This window comes from Streptomyces sp. 8K308, assembly GCF_004348315.1.
In the GTDB taxonomy this organism is placed as follows: domain Bacteria; phylum Actinomycetota; class Actinomycetes; order Streptomycetales; family Streptomycetaceae; genus Streptomyces.
In genome coordinates this window covers 1-20,349 of record NZ_SMKC01000102.1, presented here as the reverse complement: position 1 = coordinate 20,349, position 20,349 = coordinate 1, and the positions used below count along the sequence as shown (strand labels likewise).

General features: G+C 73.5%; 15 protein-coding genes and 1 pseudogene. 6 read left to right on the top strand and 10 right to left on the bottom strand.

Annotated features, from left to right (window positions below):
- Positions 1-64: 64 nt before the first annotated feature.
- The 6 genes from proS to E1265_RS16525 all read right to left on the bottom strand — a co-directional run bounded on the left by proS (position 65) and on the right by E1265_RS16525 (position 9,133).
- On the bottom strand, positions 65-1,480 hold the full coding sequence (gene proS, locus E1265_RS16550) for a proline--tRNA ligase (protein WP_132931078.1): 1,416 nt from the start codon (positions 1,478-1,480) through the stop codon (positions 65-67).
- Positions 1,481-1,546: 66 nt separating this feature from the next.
- On the bottom strand, positions 1,547-3,094 hold the full coding sequence (ffh, locus tag E1265_RS16545) for a signal recognition particle protein (RefSeq protein WP_132931077.1): 1,548 nt from the start codon (positions 3,092-3,094) through the stop codon (positions 1,547-1,549).
- A 107-nt stretch (positions 3,095-3,201) separates the two neighbouring features.
- Entirely contained in the window at positions 3,202-5,676 is a 2,475-nt protein-coding gene (locus E1265_RS16540; RefSeq protein ID WP_132931076.1) for a [protein-PII] uridylyltransferase, read from the bottom strand.
- Positions 5,677-5,779: 103 nt separating this feature from the next.
- Positions 5,780-6,118 carry a P-II family nitrogen regulator gene (locus E1265_RS16535; RefSeq protein ID WP_132931075.1) on the bottom strand — a complete coding sequence of 113 codons (339 nt, stop codon included), beginning with the start codon at positions 6,116-6,118 and terminating at the stop codon, positions 5,780-5,782.
- Positions 6,115-7,359 carry an ammonium transporter gene (locus E1265_RS16530; protein WP_132931080.1) on the bottom strand — a complete coding sequence of 415 codons (1,245 nt, stop codon included), beginning with the start codon at positions 7,357-7,359 and terminating at the stop codon, positions 6,115-6,117. Before E1265_RS16530 ends, E1265_RS16535 begins: the two co-directional genes overlap by 4 nt.
- Before the next feature lie 250 nt (positions 7,360-7,609).
- The gene (locus tag E1265_RS16525) at positions 7,610-9,133 is read right to left on the bottom strand and encodes a hypothetical protein (RefSeq protein ID WP_132931074.1); all 1,524 of its coding nucleotides are present in this window, start codon (positions 9,131-9,133) and stop codon (positions 7,610-7,612) included.
- A 299-nt stretch (positions 9,134-9,432) separates the two neighbouring features.
- On the opposite strand from E1265_RS16525, the gene E1265_RS16520 reads away from it, so the two are divergent.
- Positions 9,433-10,140, top strand: coding sequence for a bifunctional DNA primase/polymerase (locus tag E1265_RS16520; protein ID WP_132931073.1), 708 nt, complete (start codon positions 9,433-9,435; stop codon positions 10,138-10,140).
- Positions 10,141-10,164: 24 nt separating this feature from the next.
- Here the strand turns inward: E1265_RS16520 and ftsY are convergent, their stop codons facing one another.
- Complete coding sequence (gene ftsY, locus E1265_RS16515) at positions 10,165-11,391, bottom strand: signal recognition particle-docking protein FtsY (protein ID WP_132931072.1); 1,227 nt, start codon at positions 11,389-11,391, stop codon at positions 10,165-10,167.
- A gap of 226 nt (positions 11,392-11,617) precedes the next feature.
- Between ftsY and E1265_RS16510 the strand changes: the two genes are divergently transcribed.
- The 4 genes from E1265_RS16510 to E1265_RS16495 are packed head-to-tail and all read left to right on the top strand — an operon-like array spanning position 11,618 to position 15,227.
- On the top strand, positions 11,618-12,520 hold the full coding sequence (locus E1265_RS16510; protein WP_132931071.1) for an ABC transporter ATP-binding protein: 903 nt from the start codon (positions 11,618-11,620) through the stop codon (positions 12,518-12,520).
- Positions 12,517-13,308, top strand: coding sequence for an ABC transporter permease (locus E1265_RS16505; protein WP_132931070.1), 792 nt, complete (start codon positions 12,517-12,519; stop codon positions 13,306-13,308). Before E1265_RS16510 ends, E1265_RS16505 begins: the two co-directional genes overlap by 4 nt.
- A gap of 43 nt (positions 13,309-13,351) precedes the next feature.
- Positions 13,352-14,599 (top strand): sensor histidine kinase, encoded by a 1,248-nt coding sequence (locus tag E1265_RS16500; RefSeq protein ID WP_243740845.1) that lies wholly within the window; start codon positions 13,352-13,354, stop codon positions 14,597-14,599.
- Entirely contained in the window at positions 14,592-15,227 is a 636-nt protein-coding gene (locus E1265_RS16495; protein WP_132931069.1) for a response regulator transcription factor, read from the top strand. Before E1265_RS16500 ends, E1265_RS16495 begins: the two co-directional genes overlap by 8 nt.
- 14 nt (positions 15,228-15,241) lie before the next feature.
- Here the strand turns inward: E1265_RS16495 and smc are convergent, their stop codons facing one another.
- The 3 genes from smc to E1265_RS16480 form a co-directional block, all read right to left on the bottom strand.
- Positions 15,242-18,808 carry a chromosome segregation protein SMC gene (gene smc / locus E1265_RS16490; RefSeq protein ID WP_132931068.1) on the bottom strand — a complete coding sequence of 1,189 codons (3,567 nt, stop codon included), beginning with the start codon at positions 18,806-18,808 and terminating at the stop codon, positions 15,242-15,244.
- A 189-nt stretch (positions 18,809-18,997) separates the two neighbouring features.
- Positions 18,998-19,204 carry a hypothetical protein gene (locus E1265_RS16485; RefSeq protein ID WP_132815916.1) on the bottom strand — a complete coding sequence of 69 codons (207 nt, stop codon included), beginning with the start codon at positions 19,202-19,204 and terminating at the stop codon, positions 18,998-19,000.
- Positions 19,205-19,540: 336 nt separating this feature from the next.
- Entirely contained in the window at positions 19,541-19,852 is a 312-nt protein-coding gene (locus E1265_RS16480) for an acylphosphatase (RefSeq protein WP_132931067.1), read from the bottom strand.
- A 211-nt stretch (positions 19,853-20,063) separates the two neighbouring features.
- Between E1265_RS16480 and E1265_RS16475 the strand changes: the two are divergent.
- Positions 20,064-20,349 (top strand): annotated as a pseudogene (locus E1265_RS16475) (hypothetical protein); the annotation flags it as partial.

Below are 20,349 nucleotides of genomic sequence, written 5' to 3'. Positions count from 1 at the left end.
CGGCCCTACGGGGGCGGGTCGGACCCGTCCCGCCCCCGTAGGGCCGCGCGCCGCCGCGCGGGCGTCAGTAGGCGCGGCCGACGACGGCGATGTTGCCGGGAGCGTCGACCGACGCCGGCACGGAGCCGTCCTCGGCGACCAGGCAGCGGACCGAGACCGCGTCCTGGGCGAGGCGGGCCTCGCCCTCGGAGCCGAGATCGGCCCACGAGATGCGGGCCCAACCGCCGGCCGTGACGGCCTCCACGGCCTCCTCGATGGTCCGCACGTCCGAGGTGCGGGACTCGCGCCGCTCGCGGGACTGGCGAAGCAGCAGCTCCTGGTCCTCGTCGAGCAGGCCGGGCAGCAGCTTGGGCAGCGCCTCGATGGCGACCGGCTCCTTGCCGCCGGGGATCCGGCGGGCCAGCATCGCGGTGTCGGCCGCCACGTCGCGCGGCCCGATCTCCACCCGCACCGGCACGCCCTTGAGCTCCCAGTCGACGGCCCGGCGGCCGAACGGGGTGTCTGTCCTGTCGTCGACCTCGGTCCTGATCCCGGCGGCGGTCAGCGCGGCGCCGATCTCCCGCACCTTGGCCAGCACGGCCGGATCGTCCTTGATGGCGAGCACCACGACCTGCGTGGGCGCGAGCCGGGGCGGCACGCGCAGCCCGTTGTCGTCGCCGTGGGACATGATGAGGCCGCCCACCATGCGGGTGGAGGCGCCCCAGGAGGTCTGCCAGACGAGCTCGCGCTCGCCGTCGGCGGCGAGGAAGCGGGTGTCGAAGGCGCGGGCGAAGTTCTGGCCCAGCTCATGGCTGGTGCCCATCTGCAGCGCCTTGCCGTCGCCCATCATGCCCTCGAGCGTGCGGGTGTTGATGGCGCCGGCGAACCGCTCGGCGGGCGACTTGATGCCGAGCACGGTGTCGATGGCGAGCACGTTCTCCATGAAGTCGGCGTAGACCTCGTGGTGGATGCGGGCCGCGAAGTCACGCGCGTCCTCGTAGGTGGCGTGCGCCGTGTGTCCCTCCTGCCACAGGAACTCGGTGGTGCGGAGGAAGACGCGCGGACGCATCTCCCAACGGACCACGTTCGCCCACTGGTTGAGCAGCAGCGGCAGGTCCCGGTAGCTCTGGATCCACTTCGAGAAGTACTCGTTGATGATCGTCTCTGACGTGGGCCTGACGACCAGCGGCTCCTCGAGCTGCTTGCCGCCACCGTGCGTGACCACGGCGAGCTCGGGCGCGAAGCCCTCGACGTGCTCGGCCTCCCTGGTCAGGTAGGACTGGGGGATGAAGAGCGGGAAGTACGCGTTGCGGGTGCCCGTGGCCTTGATCCGGGCGTCCATCTCCTGCTGCATCCGCTCCCAGATCCCGTACCCGTACGGTCGGATGACCATGGTGCCGCGGCCCGGGCCGTTGTCGGCCAGCTCGGCCTTGCTGATCAGGTCCTGGTACCAGCGCGGGAAGTCCTCCGCCTGGGGGGTGAGTACGGGAGCCTTAGCCATGCCGCTGATGGTACGGGGCCCGGGCGCCCTGGTGTGAATCGGTTGTCCGAGGGCGCCCGGCCGGCGTCACTTGGGGGGCAGGATGTCCCGGAACTCCTTGGGCAGTTCGAAGTCGCCCGGGTCGGCGCCCGCGCCGGGCAGACCGAACGCGGCGCCCTCGCCCTGCCGCTGGGAGGCGGCCTCCTCCTCGGCCCTGCGCTTCATCGGGTTGCCGGAACGGCGCGCGCCCTTGCCCTTCTTCTGCTGCTTGGCCTTGCGGCGGCCACCGCCGCCCATGCCGGGGATGCCGGGCATCCCCGGCATGCCACCGCCCTGGGCCATCCGCGACATCATCTTGCGCGCCTCGAAGAAGCGCTCCACGAGGCCCTTGACCGCGCTGACGTCCACGCCGGAGCCGCGCGCGATCCTGGCGCGGCGCGAGCCGTTGATGATCTTGGGGTCGGCGCGCTCGCCCGGGGTCATGGACTTGATGATGGCGGCGGTGCGGTCGACCTCGCGCTCGTCCAGGTTGTTGATCTGCTCCCGCATCTGGCCCATGCCGGGCATCATGCCGAGCAGCTTGGAGATGGAGCCCATCTTGCGGACCTGCTCCATCTGGGCCAGGAAGTCGTCGAGGGTGAACTCCTTGGGGCCCTTGGCCAGCTTGCTGGCCAGCGCCTCGGCCTCCTGCTGGCTGAAGGTGCGCTCGGCCTGCTCGATCAGGCTGAGCACGTCGCCCATCCCGAGGATCCGGGAGGCCATCCGGTCCGGGTGGAACGCGTCGAAGTCGTCCAGCTTCTCGCCGTTGGAGGCGAACATGATCTGGCGGCCGGTGACCTGCGCGATGGAGAGCGCCGCACCGCCGCGCGCGTCACCATCGAGCTTGGAGAGCACCACGCCGTCGAAGCCGACGCCGTCCCGGAAGGCCTCGGCGGTGGTGACGGCGTCCTGGCCGATCATCGCGTCGACCACGAACAGGATCTCGTCCGGCGTGACCGCGTCCCTGATGTCAGCGGCCTGCCGCATCATCTCCTCGTCGATGCCGAGGCGGCCGGCGGTGTCGACGATCACCACGTCGTACTGCTTGTCGCGGGCGTGGGCGATCGAGTCCTCGGCGACCTTGACCGGGTCACCCACGCCGTTGCCCGGCTCGGGGGCGAAGACGGCCACCCCGGCGCGCTCGGCGACGACGGAGAGCTGGTTGACGGCGTTGGGTCGCTGGAGGTCGCAGGCGACCAGCAGCGGAGCGTGGCCCTGCCCCTTGAGCCAGCGGCCCAGCTTGCCGGCCAGGGTGGTCTTGCCCGCGCCCTGCAGGCCGGCGAGCATGATCACGGTGGGCGGGTTCTTGGCGAACCGCAGCCGCCTGGTCTCGCCGCCGAGGATGCCCACGAGCTCCTCGTTGACGATCTTGATGACCTGCTGGGCCGGGTTGAGCGCCTTGGACACCTCGGCACCCAGGGCACGCTGCTTGACCTGGGCGATGAAGGCGCGCACCACGGGGAGCGCGACGTCCGCCTCGAGCAGCGCGATACGGATCTCGCGCGCCGTGGCGTCGATGTCCGACTCGCTCAGGCGGCCCTTGCCCCTGAGGTTCTTGAACGTTGCCGCGAGGCGGTCGGAGAGAGTGTCGAACACGGCGCTGGCGGATCCTTACAATCGGCGGTCATCTCGAAGGCGTGCCCTCCAGCGTATAGGCCCGGCGCCGGTACGGTCAGCCCGCTGGGCCCGCTCCTCGCACGGAGCTAGCCGGCCAGCGCGAGCTCCAGGTCGCGGGCCAGGGCGGCCGCCTCGGCATCCGGCAGCGGGGCGCCGTCGGGTCCGGTGACGTAGAACGCGTCCACCGCGTTGGCGCCGAGCGTGCTGACGTGGGCGCTGCGCACGTGGGCCCCGGCCGCGTCGAGCGCGCGGCCGATGCGGTGCAGCAGCCCCGGCGCGTCCTGGGCGCGGACCTCGATCACGGTGGCCAGCCGGGAGCCGAGCGGCGCGACGGTGACCCGCGGCGGCGGGGTGGCGTGGGAGCGGCGCGGGCGGCGGTAGGCGGCCTCGCGCTCGGCGAGCCGGCCCGGGATGTCGAGCGAGCCGTCGAGCGCCCGCACCAGGTCGGCGCGGAGCCGCTCGGCCTGCGGCAGCGAGCCGTACTCGGCGGCCACCCGCCAGTCGAGGAGCAGCACCTGTCCCTGGCCCGTGGGATCGATGGCGCGCAGCTCGGCCGAGCGCACGGTGAGCCGGTGCAGCGCGAGCACCCCGGCGACGGCCGGCAGCACGCCCGGCTGGTCGGGCAGCGCGACCACGAGCTCGACGCCGACCGGCTCGGGGCCTCGCTCCTCGTCCTGGTCGCCGGCGGTCGCCTCGGCGAGCGGCGGCTCGGGCCGCGGGTGCAGGGCCAGCACCGGGGCGCCGGTGCGCATGGCCTCGACGGCGAGCCGCTCGGCGGCGACGGTGGGGCTCGGCGGGCCGGTGCGGGGTGGGGCTCCGCCCTCCTCGAGGGTGGCCGCCACCCGCTTGACCAGGTCGGCGACGAGCGAGGCGCGCCATCCCGACCAGGCGGCGGGCCCGGTGGCCAGCGCGTCAGCCTCGGTGAGGGCGTGCAGCAGTTCGAGCGTGCCGGTGGAGCCGACGGCCTCGGCGACGTGCGAGACGGCGGCCGGGTCGTCGAGGTCGCGGCGGGTGGCGGTCTCGACGAGCAGCAGGTGGTGGCGGACCAGGGTGCCGAGCACCTCGGCGTCCTCGGCGGAGAAGCCGATGCGGGTGGCCATGTCGCGGGCGATGGTCTCGCCGACGACGCTGTGGTCGCCCGGCCAGCCCTTGCCGATGTCGTGCAGCAGGGCCGCGACGAGCAGCAGGTCGGGGCGCTCGACGCGGCGGGTGAGCGCGGAGGCGCGCACGGCGGCCTCCACCAGGTGCCGGTCGACGGTCCAACGGTGCACGGGGTTGCGCTGGGGGCGGCAGCGCACCCGCTCCCAGTCGGGCAGCAGCCGGGTGATCAGGCCGGCGGCCTCCAGGGCCTCCCAGACCGGCACCGTGTCGGGTCCTGCGCCGAGCAGGGTGATGAACTGCTCGCGCGCCTCGGCCGGCCAGGGCACGGGCAGCGGGTGGTCGGCGGCGGCCAGCGCGTGCACGGCGGGCAGCGCGAGCGGCAGCCCGGCCTGGGCGGCGGCGGCCGCGGCGCGCAGCGGCAGCACCGGGTCCCGGTCTGGGCGCGCGGTGCGGGCGAGCACCACCTCGCCGTCCTGCTCGACGACGCCCTCGGCGAGCGGGGTGCGCTCGTCGGTGGCGGGGCGGCGGGTGGCGCGGGTGGTGAGGATGCCGCGCAGCCGGCGGCGGGCGGCCCTGGCGCGCAGCACCCGGCCGACCTCGCGCCAGGTGACGTCGGAGGCGTAGGAGATGGTGCGGGCGGCCTCGTAGACGCGGCGCAGCAGGGCGTCGGCGTCCAGCAGCCCGAGGGCCCTGGCGACCTGGTCCTGGTCCTCGAGGGCGAGCCGGTCGGTGGCGCGCCCGGTGGCGAGGTGCAGGGCGTCGCGGACGTCGAGGAGCGTGTTGCGGGCGGCGTCGAGGCCCTGGCGCGGCGCGTCGGCCACCCAGGAGGCGGCGACGGCGCGCAGCGCGGTGGCGTCGCGCAGGCCGCCCCTGGCCTCCTTGAGGTCGGGTTCGAGGAGGAACGGCAGCTCGCCGTGGCGGCGGACGCGTTCGCGGCCGAGCTCGTGCAGTTCGGGGAGGCGGGCCGGGGCCTGCGCGCGCCACTGGGCGAGGAGGGCGGTGCGCAGCTCGGCGGTGAGGGCGCCGTCGCCCGCGAGGTGCCGGGCGTCGAGCAGGCCGAGGTGGACCTTGAGGTCGTCGGCGGCCGTCTCGTGGGCCTCGGCGAGGGTGCGCACGGAGTGGTCGAGGGCGATGCCGAGGTCCCAGACGGGGTACCAGAGGCGGTCGGCGAGGGCGGCGATCTCCTTGGCCGGGGCGCTGCCGTCGTGCAGCAGCAGGAGGTCGAGATCGCTGCGCGGGGAGAGCTCGCCGCGGCCGTAGCCGCCGACGGCGACCAGGGCTACGCGCCCAGGGCGCGGCCCGTCTCCGAGCAGGCCGGCCAGCCACGCGTCGGTGAGTCCCGCGAGATCGGTGCGGCGCGCCGGCCCTGGGCGCCCCTCCTCGCCGAGGAGGCGCAGCCTGGCGGCCGCGTATCCGCCGCCCGCCGCCTCGCCGGTGGTAGCTGCCGTCTCCGCCGTCATGCGTTCCCACACTCCTGTTGGTCCTGATGCGCCCCCGCGCCGGGCCGTCGCGTGGCGACGGCCCGGCGCGGGGGCTCCTGCCGGTGTCCGACCAGGTGGCCGACTAGAGGGCGTCCGGACCGCGCTCGCCGGTCCTGACCCGGACGGCGGTCTCGACGGGCACGCTCCAGACCTTCCCGTCACCGATCTTGCCGGTGCGGGCGGCCTTGACGACGACGTCGACGAGCTGGTCGGCGTCGGAGTCCTCGACGAGGATCTCGATGCGGATCTTCGGCACCAGGTCGACGGTGTACTCGGCGCCCCGGTAGACCTCGGTGTGCCCGCGCTGCCGGCCGTAACCGCTGGCCTCGGTGACGGTGAGGCCCTGCACGCCGAAGGCCTGGAGGGCCGCCTTCACCTCGTCGAGCCGGTGCGGCTTGATCACCGCGGTGATGAGCTTCATGCGTCAACCTTCTTCGCGTCGGCACGGACCGGAACACTGTCGACGGACACCGGGGCGGTGCCGGACTGGGAGAAGTCGTACCCGGTCTCGGCGTGGTACGCCAGGTCGAGGCCCGCGGTCTCCTCCTCCTCGCTCGCCCGGAAGCCGATGGTGCGCTGGATCAGCCAGGCGAGGAGGTAGGTGACGACGAAGGAGTAGGCCAGCACGGAGAAGGCACCGAGGGCCTGCTTGCCGAACTGCTCGAAGCCGCCGAGGCCGCCGGTGGCCAGGAAGCCGACGAGCAGGGTGCCGACGAGGCCGCCGACGAGGTGGACGCCGACGACGTCGAGCGAGTCGTCGTAGCCCAGCTTGTACTTCAGGCCCACGGCCCAGGCGCAGGCGACGCCCGCGACCACGCCGATGAGGATGGCGCCCATCGGGTTGACGTGCGCGCCGGACGGGGTGATGGCGACCAGGCCCGCGATGGCGCCGGAGGCCGCGCCCAGGGTGGTGAACGCGCCGTGGCGCAGGCGCTCGTAGATCAGCCAGCCGACGATGGCGGCGCCGGTGGCGACCTGCGTGTTGAGGGCCATCATGGCGGCGGTGCCGTTGGGGCTGAGCGCGGAGCCGGCGTTGAAGCCGAACCAGCCGAACCACAGCAGGCCGGCGCCGAGCAGCACCATGGGCAGGTTGTGCGGCCGCATCGGGTCCTTCTTGAAGCCGATGCGCCGGCCGATCACCAGGGCGGCGGCCAGGCCGCCCGCGCCCGCGTTGATGTGCACCGCGGTACCGCCCGCGAAGTCGATGACCTCCTGCTCGAACAGCCAGCCGGTGGGCGCCCACACCCAGTGCGCCACCGGGAAGTAGACGATGGTCACCCACAGCACGACGAACAGCGCCCAGCTGCCGAACTTGACGCGGTCGGCGAGCGCGCCGCTCATCAGGGCCGGCGTGAGGATCGCGAACATCAGCTGGAAGAGGATGAAGGCGATCTGCTCACCCTGGTCAACGGTGATGTCCTGGAGACCGAGGTAGTCCAGGTTTCCGAGGATCGGGCTGCTGCTGGTGTCGCTGAAAGTAAGGGAGAAACCGTAGAGCACCCACAGGACGCTGACGATGCCCAGCGAGATGAAGGACATCATCAGCATGTTCAGTGCGCTCTTGACCCGGACCATGCCGCCGTAGAAGAAGGCGAGGCCCGGGGTCATGAGCATCACCATGGCGGCACAGATCACCACATAGGCGATGTTCGTCGATGACAGCACTTCTTCAGGACTCAAAGTGGACGTCTCCTCGGAATTACGACCCGTGCGGGCAGGATCAAGGGGTCAGGATTCGCCACAGGCTCTCTGAGGGCCGTTTCGGTCGATGGCCCCATTTGTTTCACGGACGTGACGATGGGGCTCGACGTGTTACACGGCAATGAAGTGGATCTGTCCGCCGGCGCGGCGCGGTTATCGTGTCCCGCACCGCCGACGTCGTCCGAGGCCGCCCGCCACGGCCGGTGTGCCGTCAGACGGCTCGGCTCGCCTGGCCCTGCCTGAACTGCACGGCGGCGAACTCCGACACCTCGCGCACCTCGGTGACGTCGCCGAAGTCCCGCCCTGCGGTGGCCAGGGTCTTCCGCAGCCGGTTGTCCACCCGTTCGGAGCGCAGCCGCTCGGCGAGCCGCATCGCCTGCATGGCCTGGGCCGCGCAGGCGCCCGGTTCGCGCGCCAGGAGGTGCACGGTGGCCATGCCGATGAGGTTCAGTGCATACGACCTGTGGTGCCCGCCGTCCGGGTCCTCCTCGCATTCGCTCGCGAAAAGCTTCACGGCGCGCTCCATGAGCGGCCTGGCGTGCGAGAGGTAGGAGGTGGAGCGGCCGGCGACATAGGCGAGGTCGCGGTAGGAGTGCGCGTTCTCCGCGTTGAGCTCGGCCTCGGAGAAGAAGCGGATCCAGTCCGGGTCCGGCTCCGCCGGGTCGAGGTCGTGGTAGGTCTCCTGGGCCAGCCGCACGGCGCGGTGGCACTTCTGGGTGTTGCCCAGGGTGGCGTGCGCGCGCCCCTCCATCGCGTACAGCATGGCCTGGGTGCGGGCGGTGGCGCCGTCCCTGCTGCCGTACTGGGCGAGGTGGATCAGCTCGAGCGCGTCCTCGCCGCGGCCGAGGTGGATCATCTGGCGGCTCATCTTGGAGAGGATGTACGCGCCCAGCGGACGGTCCTCGGCCTCCTTGGCGGCGTGCAGCGCCAGCACGAAGTACTTCTGCGCGGTGGGCTGGAGCCCGATGTCGTAGCTCATCCAGCCGGCGAGCTCGGCGAGCTCGGCCGTGACGCGGAAGAGTCGTTTGCGCACCGGTTCCGGATGCGACTCCTGCAGCAGGTCGGTGACCTCGTGAAGTTGGCCGACGACGGCCTTGCGGCGAAGCCCGCCGCCGCTCTGCGCGTCCCACTGGCGGAACTGCGCGATGGTGGCCTCGAGCTCGCCGAGCTCGGGCTCCGAGAGCCCGGTCAGCCGGCGCGAACCCGCCCGGTCCTGGGCCGGCACGGCGGCCAGCGTGACGCCCGGCGCCTCCTCCTGGCCGCCGCTCGGCGTCGGCACGAGCCAGCGCTGCATCGGCTCTATCAGGGCCGGCCCCGCCGACATGGTGAGCGAGGTGCCGAGGAAGCCGCGCCGGCCCAGCATCAGGTCACTGCGGGAGAACTCGTTGATCAACGCCACCGTCTGCGGCCCCGCCCAGGGCAGGTCGATACCGGAGACCGCGGCGGACTGCCGGGCGGAGCGCAGGCCCAGGTCCTCGACGCTCACCACGCAGCCGAACCGCTCGGAGAACAGCTCGGACAGGATGCGTGGTATCGGCTCCCGGGGCTGCTCGCCGTCCAGCCAGCGCCTGACCCGGGAGGTGTCGGTGCTGATGTGGTGGGCGCCGAGCCGGCGGGCGCGGCGGTTCACCTGCCGGGCCAGCTCCCCCTTGGACCACCCACTACGGTGGAACCACGACGTGAGCCGCTCGTTCGGCTGCCGTGCGGCGGTGCCGCCACTGCCGCGTCCTCCCACGGTTACGCCCCCATCCCGGGTCTCCCGATCGCACCCGCCGCCTGCTGACAGCGAGTCTAGGAATGCACTGAAAGTAATCCTACGGTCACTGGTGTGGCGAGCGGCGCCAGGTAATCGCCACCATTCGCCACCCCTCCGCATGAACACCCATGCCCCTAGTACGCGCTTCACTTGTACGCACGATGTTCGACGTTGGGGGAAGCGAAGCACGACGGGGGCGCGCGTTATCGAACGCACTCCCCACGGCGCGCCCCACCGCGAGGCGTAACCATCGGCAGACCGACCCCGTTGGAGAGTGCATGGGCTTCACGATCGGCGGAATGCGGGAGATCCGGGAGCTTCGACTGGCCACCCGGCGCCCACGGCGCTCCGGCCGAGCCTCCGTCGCGACGGCCGTGGCCGAGTACACGGGCCTGTGGGGATGGGACGTGGTGCCCGGCGTCGGGGCCAGCAGGCGCGGCGGGGCGCACGGCAGGGTCGAGTGCCGCTGCGGGCGGGCCCACTGCCGGGCCCCCGGGGACCATCCGCTCGACCCCGATCTCTCGGTGCCGGCCGGCACCACGCTCGACCACGTGTTGCAGCTGTGGGACGCCGCCTGGTCCTCGGCTCCCGGCGGGGCCACGGTGCTGCTGCCGACGGGGCTCTCCTTCGACGTCATCGACGTGCCGGCGGCGGCCGGCCGCCTGGCGCTCCCCCGCCTCGAGCGGATGGGCCTGCCCCTCGGCCCGGTGGCACTGGCGCCGCACGGCCGCGCCTGGTTCTTCGTCGCGGCCGGCGCCGCCGCCGAGCTGCCCCAGCTGCTCTACCGCACCGGCTGGGACGACGCCCTGCTCGACCTGCGCGGCCTCGGCAAGGGCGCCCACGTCACGGCCCCGCCGTCTCCGCACGCCGGGCTCGGCCCGGTGCGGTGGCTGCGGCCGCCGGCCCTTGAGACGGCGGCCGCGCCGCCGCAGGCCCGGCTGCTGCTCGGCACCCTCGCCTACAGCCTCGTCGCCGCCACCCGCTGATCGGCCGAGCCGGCTCGGGGCGGCTCAGCCGATCAGCGCGTCGACGAACGCCTCGGGGTCGAAGGGCGCCAGGTCGTCCGGGCCCTCGCCCAGGCCCACCAGCTTGACGGGCACGCCGAGCTCCCGCTGCACCGCGACCACGATGCCGCCCTTGGCGGTGCCGTCCAGCTTGGTCAGCGCGATGCCCGTGACGTCCACGACCTCGGCGAACACCCGGGCCTGGACGAGGCCGTTCTGCCCGGTGGTGGCGTCGAGCACCAGCAGCACCTCGTTGACCGGGCCCTGCTTCTCCACCACCCGCTTGACCTTGCCGAGCTCGTCCATGAGGCCGGTCTTGGTGTGCAGCCGGCCGGCCGTGTCCACCAGCACCACGTCGGCGCCCTCCGCGATGCCCTCGCGCACCGCGTCGAAGGCCACGGAGGCCGGGTCGCCGCCCTCGGGGCCGCGCACCGTGCGCGCGCCGACCCGCTGGCCCCAGGTCTGCAGCTGGTCGGCGGCCGCCGCCCGGAAGGTGTCGGCCGCGCCGAGGACCACGGACCTGCCGTCCGCGACCAGCACCCGCGCCAGCTTGCCGGTCGTCGTGGTCTTGCCCGTGCCGTTGACGCCCACCACGAGGACCACGGCCGGCCGCTCCTCGCCGGCCTCCGAGACACCGCCCTCGGTGTGCACCGCGCGGTCCAGGTCGGTGCCGACGAGCGCGAGCAGTTCCTCGCGCAGCAGCGCCCGCAGCTCCTCCGGCGTCCTGGTGCCGAGCACCCGCACCCGCTCGCGCAGCCGGGCGACCAGCTCCTGGGTCGGCCGGACGCCCACGTCGGCGGTGAGCAGCGTGTCCTCGATCTCGTCCCAGGTCCCGTCGTCCAGACGCTCGCGCGAGAGCAGGGTGAGCAGGCCACGGCCCAGCGAGTTCTGCGAGCGAGCCAGCCTGGCGCGCAGCCGCACGAGACGCCCGGCGCTCGGCTCGGGCACCTCGATCGGCGGCGCCTCGGGCTCGGCCACCGCCCCGGCCTCCTCGGCCCCGGGCAGCGCCACGTCCTCGATGGTGCGCCGCTCCTCGTCCACCCCCACCGACGCGTCGTCGCCGATCTGCGGCTCGCCCGGCTCCCCGGCCCGCTCGCGTGCCTTCTCCTCGGCCTTCTCCGCGGCCAGCGGTGGCGGCGGCGCCGGGTCACGGCGGCGGAGCGTGATGGTCAGCGCGCTGATCGCGACGACGGCGACCACGGCGATGATTGCGACGAGGATCAGGATGTCCATCGGTTCCCTTGGTGGTGCCTTGGAGGAGCGGCCTGCCCGGGCTGCCGGGCCGGCACCGAGCGCCCTCAAGTATCGCCGACGCGCCCCGCCCGCGGTGGCCGGGTCGCCCGATCTCCACCGCTTCCACCCGCCTCCCGGTCGTACCCGGGGATCAACCGATCGGTTGATCCGGCGTCGAGCCCGAAGGGCGATGTGGGGCGGGGCCCGTGGCCGGAACCCTGGGGTCATGTCCATCATCGAAGTCCAGGACCTGCGCAGGTCATACGGCGGCCGAACCGTCGTCGACGGCGTCTCGTTCGCCGTGGAGGAGGGCGAGATCTTCGGCGTGCTCGGCCCGAACGGCGCCGGCAAGACCACCACCGTCGAGTGCGTCGAGGGCCTGCGGGTGCCCGACTCGGGCCGGATCCGCGTCGCCGGCCTCGACCCGGTCGGCGACCACGCCGAGCTGACCGGGGTGCTCGGCGTCCAGCTCCAGGAGAGCGAGCTCCAGCCCAAGCTCACCGTCCGCGAGGCGCTCGAACTGTACGCCGCCTGCTACCCGCGCCCGGCCGACTGGCGACCGCTGGCCGAGCGCCTGGGCCTGACCGGCCGGCTCTCCACCCGCTTCGCCAAGCTCAGCGGCGGCCAGAAGCAGCGCCTCTTCATCGCCCTCGCCCTGATCGGCAACCCGCGGGTGGTCGTCCTCGACGAGCTGACCACCGGCCTCGACCCGCGCGCCCGCCGCGACACCTGGGAGCTCATCGAGGACGTGCGGGACAGCGGCGTCACCGTCCTGCTCGTCACCCACTTCATGGAGGAGGCCCAGCGCCTCTGCGACCGGATCGCCGTCATCGACCAGGGCCGGATCGCCGCCCTCGACACCCCGGCCGGGCTGATCAGGCGCTCCACCGGCGCCACCCTGATCAGCTTCACACCCTCGGTGCCGCTCGACGAGAGCGAACTCGCGGAACTGCCGGACGTCGCGTCCATCGCTTGGAAGGACGGCCGGATCACCCTCGCCGGCACGGACGAGACGGTGAACGCCGTCATCACCCTGCTGGCCCGCGGCCACGTCACCGCCCACCAACTCCGCGTCACCGACGCCACCCTGGACGACGCGTTCCTCGATCTCACGGGAGCCGACCGATGAGCACCGTCAGCACCACCGGCACCGTCAGCGGCGTCGCCGTTTCGCGGCGCGCCACCACCGCGGCCGTGCTGCGCGCCGAGGGCCGCCTCTTCCTGCGGGAGCTGGGGACCCTCTTCTGGCTGCTGCTGTTCCCTCCCCTGCTGCTGGCGATCGTCGGCGCCATCCCCTCCTACCGAGAGGTGGACGACGAGCTCGGGGGGCTGCGGGTCGTCGACCTCTACGTCGCGGTGACCGTGCTGCTCGGGCTGATCGTGGCCGGCTTCCAGGCGATGCCGCCGACCGTGACCGGCTACCGCGAGCGCGGCATCCTGCGCCGGATGTCGACCACGCCCGTCCCGCCCTCCGCGGTGCTCGTCGCGCAGATGGTGCTGAACGGGGTCGCCGCCCTCGTCTCGGCGCTGCTGGCGCTGGCCGTGGGCCGGCTGGCGTACGACGTCGCGCTGCCGGGTCAGCCCCTCGGCTACGGTCTCGCGCTGCTGCTGGCCGTTGCCGCCGCGCTGGCGCTCGGCAGCGTGATCACGGCCCTAACCCCCACCTCGCGGCTCGCGACCGCGGTCGGCTCCGCCGTGCTGTTCCCGATGATGTTCTGCGCGGGGGTCTGGATGCCGATCCAGACCATGCCGGACGTGCTCGCGCGGATCGTCGAGACGACGCCGTTCGGCGCGGCGGCCCAGGCTCTGGGAGAGGCCACCGCTGGCGACTGGCCCGGCTGGTACCACCTCGGGGTGCTGGCCGCCTGGACGGCCGCGGCGACGGCGACGGCCACGCGCTGGTTCCGGTGGGAGTGAGCCGGCCGAACGGCGACGCGGCCGGCCGGTGGAGACTGGGGGCGTGGGAGACGTGTCGGAGGTCGAGAAGCGCTGGGCACTCTACGACCGGTGGGGACCGCACGCGCTGATGGCGGTGGCCCTGCTGCTCGCCGTCGTCACGGCCGACGACCTCGAGATGTCCCGCGCCGCGCGAGTCGCCACCGCGCTCCTCGCGCTGGCCGCTGTGGTCCTCGATCTCTCCTGGCAGCGCCTCACGCGCGGCCCGTCCGTCGCGGGCGCCTGCCACTACTTCACGCGCTGGGCGATCGGCTTCGCCCTCACCTGCCTGAACCCGTTCTTCGGCGTCTATGCGGTCCACGGCTACTTCAGCGCCGACCGGCAGCTCCCGCGGCGGCTGGTGATGACCGGTCTCTACGCCACCGCCGTTGTGATGGCGCTGTCCAACGTGGGCGGGCCGGCGCAGCTGCGCTCGTGGGGGCCGGGCTGGGCGGTGTACGCCGTACTGGTGTGCATGCACATGGGCCTGGTGCACCTCTTCGCCCACCTGGCCGCCAAGGAGCAGGCGCAGGCCGAGGCTCAGGCCGCGCTCATCACCGAGCTGGAGCGCACCAACGCGGCACTGCAGCAGGCCCTCGACGAGAACGCGGCACTCCATAGCCAGCTGGTGGTGCAGGCCAGGGAGGCCGGGATCGCCGACGAGCGGCGCCGGCTCGCGGCCGAGATCCATGACACCATCGCGCAGGGCCTGACCGGGATCATCGCGCAGCTCCAGGCCCTGGAGACCGTGGACGACCCCGAGGTCGTCCGGGCTCACGTGGCGCGCGCGGCGCGGCTGGCCCGGCACAGCCTGGGCGAGGCCCGCCGCTCGGTGCGGAACCTGGCACCGGTGGACCTCGAACACGACGCGCTGCCGGCGGCGCTGCGCAGGACCGTCCTCGACTGGTCGGAACGGACCGGCGTGCGCGCCGACTTCACCCTCACCGGCGCCTCGCGGGAACTGCACGGCGAGCTCGCGGCGACGCTGCTCCGCATCGCCCAGGAGGCGCTGTCCAACGCGGCGCGGCACGCGACCCCCTCGCGGGTCGGGGTGACGCTGAGCTTCATCGGCCACGAGGTGATGCTCGACATCCGCGACGACGGCACGGGCTTCGACCCGCGGGTGCCGCCGCCGCGCACCGGCTCCGGCGGCTTCGGGCTCGACGGGATGCGCGCCCGCGCCGAGCGGGTCGCCGGCTCGCTCTCCGTGGAGTCGGAACCCGGCCTGGGCACCGCCGTGTCGGCCCGCGTACCCTTGGTCGACCATGACTGACGGGCCGTGCATCTCGCTGCTGATCGTCGACGACCACCCCGTCGTGCGGGACGGGCTGCGCGGCATGTTCGCCTCGGAGCCGGGCTTCACGGTCCTCGGCGAAGCGTCGGACGGCGTGGCGGCCGTGAGCCTGGTCGAGTCGCTCGACCCGGACGTGGTTCTGATGGACCTGCGGATGCCGGGCGGCGGCGGGGTGGCCGCCATCGCCGAGCTGAGCCGGCGCGGCGCCCGCGCCAGGGTGCTGGTGCTCACCACCTACGACACCGACTCCGACACCATCCCGGCGATCGAGGCGGGCGCCACCGGCTACCTGCTGAAGGACGCGCCGCGCGACGAGCTGTTCCCCGCGGTGCGCGCGGCGGCCGCGGGCCGCACGGTCCTCTCCCCCGCGGTCGCCTCCCGTCTGGTCTCGGCGGTCCGCTCGCCGGGCAACGAGCCGCTCTCCGCCCGCGAGCGCGAGGTGCTGGCCCTGGTGGCGAAGGGCACCTCCAACCGCGAGATCGCCCGCGAGCTGTTCATCAGCGAGGCCACGGTGAAGACCCACCTCACCCACCTGTACGCCAAGCTGGGCGTCAACGACCGCGCTGCCGCGGTGGCCACGGCCTACCAGCGGGGCATCCTCGGCTAGCCGGCCGGCCCGCGCTACCCCTTGCCTGACAGCCGCTGGCTGATGACCTTGGACACGCCGTCGCCCTGCATGGAGACGCCGTAGAGCGCGTCGGCGACCTCCATGGTGCGCTTCTGATGGGTGATCACGATCAGCTGGGAGCTGTCCTTGAGCTCCTCCATGATCCGGATCAGCCGCTGGAGGTTGGTGTCGTCGAGCGCCGCCTCCACCTCGTCCATGACGTAGAAGGGGCTGGGGCGCGCCTTGAAGATCGAGACCAGCAGGGCCACCGCCGTCAGCGAACGCTCGCCGCCGGAGAGCAGGGAGAGCCGCTTGACCTTCTTGCCCGGCGGCCTGGCCTCCACCTCGACGCCGGTGGTCAGCATGTCGGAGGGGTCGGTCAGCATGAGCCGGCCCTCGCCGCCGGGGAAGAGCCGCGAGAACACGCCCTCGAACTCCCGCGCCGTGTCGTGGTAGGCGGCCGTGAAGACCTGCTCCACCCGCTCGTCGACCTCCTTGACGACCTGGAGCAGGTCGGCCCTGGTCTTCTTGAGGTCCTCGAGCTGCTCGCTGAGGAACTTGTGCCGCTCCTCGAGCGCGGCGAACTCCTCGAGCGCCAGCGGGTTGACCTTGCCCAGCTGCTTGTAGGCGCGCTCGGCGGCCCGCAGCCTGCGCTCCTGCTCGGCCCTGACGAAGCGCCGCGGCTGGTTGCGCGGATCCTCCGGCTCGTCGGGCAGCTCCTCGCCCTCCGCGGGCGGGGACGGCGGCACCGGCTGGTCGGGGCCGTACTCGGCGACCAGCACCGAGGGCTCGACGCCAAGCTCCTCGAGCGCCCTGGTCTCCAACTGCTCGATCCGCAGCCGCTTCTCGGCGCCCAGGACCTCGCCGCGGTGCACCGAGTCGGTCAGCTTGTCCAGCTCGTCCTTGAGCTCGCGGCCCGCAGCCCGCTCGGCGACCAGCGCGTGCTCGCGCTCGGCCCTGGCCCGCTGGGCCGCCTCGCGCTCGGCGCCGGCCCGCTCCAGCGAGGCGTCGACATGGGCCAGCAGCTGCCGGGCGCCGTCCGCCACCGCCCCCGCGACCTCGGCCTCATACCGCATCCTGGCGCGCCGCCGCTCCGCGCGCGCCCGCGCCTCCCGCTCGGCGCGCGCCGCCCGGTCCAGCGAGTCCGCCCTGCCGGCGAGGCCCTTCACCCGCTCCTCATGGGTGCGGACCTGGAGCCGCGCCTCCATCTCGGTCTGCCGGGCGTTGGCCCCGTCGGCCGCGAGCCGGTCGCGCACGGCGGTGTCCGGCTCCTCGTCCACGTCGGCCGACTCCTCGGCGACGGCCAGCCGCTCGGCCAGCTCCTCGGCCTGCTCGACCGCCCTGGCCAGGTCCTCCTGGGCCCGGGCGACGGCCGCCTCGGCCCGCTCGGCCTCGCCGGCCGCGCCCCTGGCCTGCCCGGCGAGCCGGCCCAGGTCCTGCGCGACCCTGGACTTGGCGCGCTCGGCGGCGCTGCGCCGCTGGGCGAGTTCCTCGACCAGGGCGGCGGCGGTCGCCCGGCGCTCGGTGGCCGACCGCTGCCCCTCGGCCAGCTCGGCGCACCGCTCGGTCAGTTCGCGCAGCTCGGCCGCGGCCTCCGCCACGGAGGCCTGCACCTCGAGCAGGCTCGGCGCGCCGGCCGAGCCGCCCTGGGCCAGGTGGCGGGAGAGCACGTCGCCCTCGGCGGTGACGGCGGTCAGCTCGGGCCGCGTCGACAGCAGGTCAAGCGCGTCCTCCAGGGCGGTGACCACCACCATGCCGCGCAGCAGCCGCCGGACCGCGGGGAGCAGTTCTGGCGGGCCACTCACCAGGTCGGCCGCCCGCCGGATCCCGTCGCCGACCTCCGGCTCCGGCCGCTCGTCCGGCACGCCGCCGAGCAGCAGCGCGGCGCGGCCCGCGTCCTGCTTGCGCAGCAGGCGCAGCGCCTCGACGGCGGTGGCGGGCGAGTCGACGGCGACCGCGTCGGCGGCCACGCCGAGCGCGGCGGCGACCGGCACCTCGAAGCCCGGGGCGACGGTGAGCAGTTCGGCGGCCGGGCCGAGCAGCCCGGTCAGCTGGTCGCCGGCGGCGAGCAACGCGCCGCTGCCGTCCTTGCGGCGCAGGCCGAGCGCGAGCGCGTCGTGCCGCGCCGAGACGGCGGCACGCTCCCGCTCGGCCGCGCCCACGGCGTCCCTGGCGCGGCCAAGCTCGGCCTCGGCGGCGGCGAGCTCGCGCTTGGCGGCCTCGTGCTCCTCGGCCAGCGAGCTGTCGTCCGCGTCGAGCCCCGTCACCTCGGCGTTCAGCGCCTCGTACGCGCGCTGCGCCTCGGCGGCCCGCTCGGCGGCCTCGTCGCGGGCGGCGGCGAGCCGGTCGATCTGGGCCTGGGCGGTGGCGGCCCTGCTGCGGGCCGCGTTGGCCTGGCCGTGCAGCCTGGCCAGGCCCTCGCGCCGGTCGGCGATGGCGCGCGCGGCGTCCTTGAGCCGCCGCTCCTCCTGGGCCAACCTGCGCTCCAGGTCGGCGCGGTGGTCGACGGTGTCGTCGAGCGCCCGGCTCGCGGCCTCGAGGGCGGCGGTCAGCTCCGCCTCCTGTTCGCGGATCCTGGCCGCCTCGCGCTCCATGTCCTCGGGGTCGCGGCCCCGGCGCTCCTCGGGCGCCTGGGAGGTGGCGCTGGTGACCCGGGCGTCGGCCAGGCTGATGGTGGAACGGACGCGCTCGGCGAGTTGGGAGAGCGCGTACCAGGTGTCCTGGGCGCGCTGCACGCGGGGCGCGAGCGTGCGCACCTCCTGCTCCAGTCGCGACTCCCGGCGCAGCGCCTCCTTGAGGCGCGCCTCGGCGGCCTCCTTGCGCTCCTTGAGCGCGGCCTCGTCGGCGATCTCGGCGCGCAGCGCGGCCCGCTGGGCGACCAGGTCGTCGGCGAGCAGCCGCAGCCTGGCGTCCCGCAGGTCGGCCTGGATGACGGCGGCCCGCCTGGCCACGGCGGCCTGCCGGCCGAGCGGCTTGAGCTGCCGCCGCAGCTCGTCGGTGAGGTCCTGGACCCGGGCGAGGTTGGCCTGCATCGCGTCCAGCTTCCGCAGCGCCTTCTCCTTGCGCTTGCGGTGCTTGAGGACGCCGGCGGCCTCCTCGATGAAGGCGCGGCGCCCGGTGGGGTCGGCGTGCAGCACGGAGTCGAGCTGGCCCTGGCCGACGATGACGTGCATCTCGCGGCCGATGCCGGAGTCGGAGAGCAACTCCTGGACGTCGAGCAGCCGGCAGGTGTTGCCGTTGATCTGGTACTCGCTGCCACCGTTGCGGAACATGGTCCGGGTGATGGTGACCTCGGTGTAGTCGATGGGCAGCGCGCCGTCGGAGTTGTCGATGGTGAGGGAGACCTCGGCGCGGCCGAGCGGCGGACGGCCGGTGGTGCCGGCGAAGATGACGTCCTCCATCTTGCCGCCGCGCAGCGACTTGGCACCCTGCTCGCCCATGACCCAGGAGAGCGCGTCCACCACGTTGGACTTGCCCGAGCCGTTCGGCCCGACCACACACGTGATGCCGGGCTCGAGGCGCAGCGTCGTGGCCGAGGCGAAGGACTTGAACCCGCGCAGGGTCAGGCTCTTGAGGTGCACGCCGTGCGACTCTACCGGGCGCGCGCCCCACTTCGCCCTTTTGGCGATTCGCCGTTTCGGCGCATGGGATGGCGGGCACACAGTTGAGTAGACCGGGTGGTGCGGTGGCTGGACATGACGAAGGGACGCCGAAGCGTCCCTCGCATTATCCGCTGGCGATGCCGTCGCGGCCTGTCCTCGCCGTTGAGGTCAGGTCAGAGCGGGCTCCGCCTTGGGCATGTCGATGCTGTCGAGCACCGAGTCGCCGTGCCGAGCGGCGGCGGCCAGCGCGTCGTTCTCCGCCTGAACCCGGAGGAGCTGGGTCTCCAGGTCCTGCACGCGCTGCTGAAGCCGTCGCATCTCGGCGAGGACTCGGGGGTCGGAGCCGCCGACGTGTCCGAGAAGCGCCTTTGCCATGATGGATGGTCCTCCACACTGAGTGACCGACCGAAGCCGTTGGTGGGTCGTGAGGGATTGATCCCGCGACGTCCGCCTTTGCCCTCAGTTCTCAGGGCCACCTAGCTGAGATGCGCGGGAGTTTCAGCGTCTCACCAAAAAGTGGGACGGTCAACACGATCACACCGCGTAGAGGCCGGGGCGGCCGGGCCGCTGACCGCTCTCGGAGGAGCGGTGCCGGTTACGTTCCGCTGGAGCGGGGACGGGCCCCGGGCGGTTGCTGGCCGCAGCCTTGCACGTCGGAGCGGGGTTGGCAAGCAGTTTCCGGGACATTCCCCGGCATCGGAGTGGTGCCCGTCAGCGAATGGCGAAGTCCTGGTAGCCCCCGCGCGGTGTGTCCCATATCTCTGTGACGCCGTCCACCCGGCCGGGCGTGTCGCCCTCCCGGAGCCAGGCGAGCAGCCGCTCGCAGCGGTCCCGTGGGCCCTCGGCCACCACCTGGACGCGCCCGTCCGCCAGGTTGAGGGCGAACCCCCGGAGCCCTCCGATCTCCAGGGCGGCGGCCCTGGTGAACCAGCGGAAGCCGACGCCCTGCACCAGGCCGCGCACCCAGGCGGTCATCCGGACGGGCTCGGCGGGGTCGGCGGGCGGTGGCGCGGGTCGTTCCATGTGACGCACGCTATCCCGGGTTTTCACTTCCAGACACTTCCGTCGCCGTCTCGATGCCGTACAGTCACGCGGTGACACTTCACCCGGTTGGGTGATCAACGATCTTCACTGAGTGACGAGGACGGTGCTCTGGATGGGACGCCATCGCCGACGCCGGGGGCACGCGCGCACCGGCCTGGTCGGTGCCTCCGCCGCCCTGACGGTGGGCGCGGTGGCTGTGGGAACGGGCCTGCTTCCGGGGCTCGGTGAGAGCCTCGGCCTGAACAACGACACCGACGACGTCCGGGCCCAGGAGCAGGGGACGTCGACCCGTCCCGGCACGTTGTCGCCCTCGCCGTCGACCGAGTTGGGCGGTCAGGAGGAGCGGACGCCGGAGGAGGCGCCGAGCACGGAGCCGGCCGAGGAGACGACGCGGCCGAGCGAGGAGTCGCCCTCGCCCACGCCCGAGGAGTCGTCAGCCGCGCCCACCACCCCGGCGCCCGAACAGACCCCGGAGG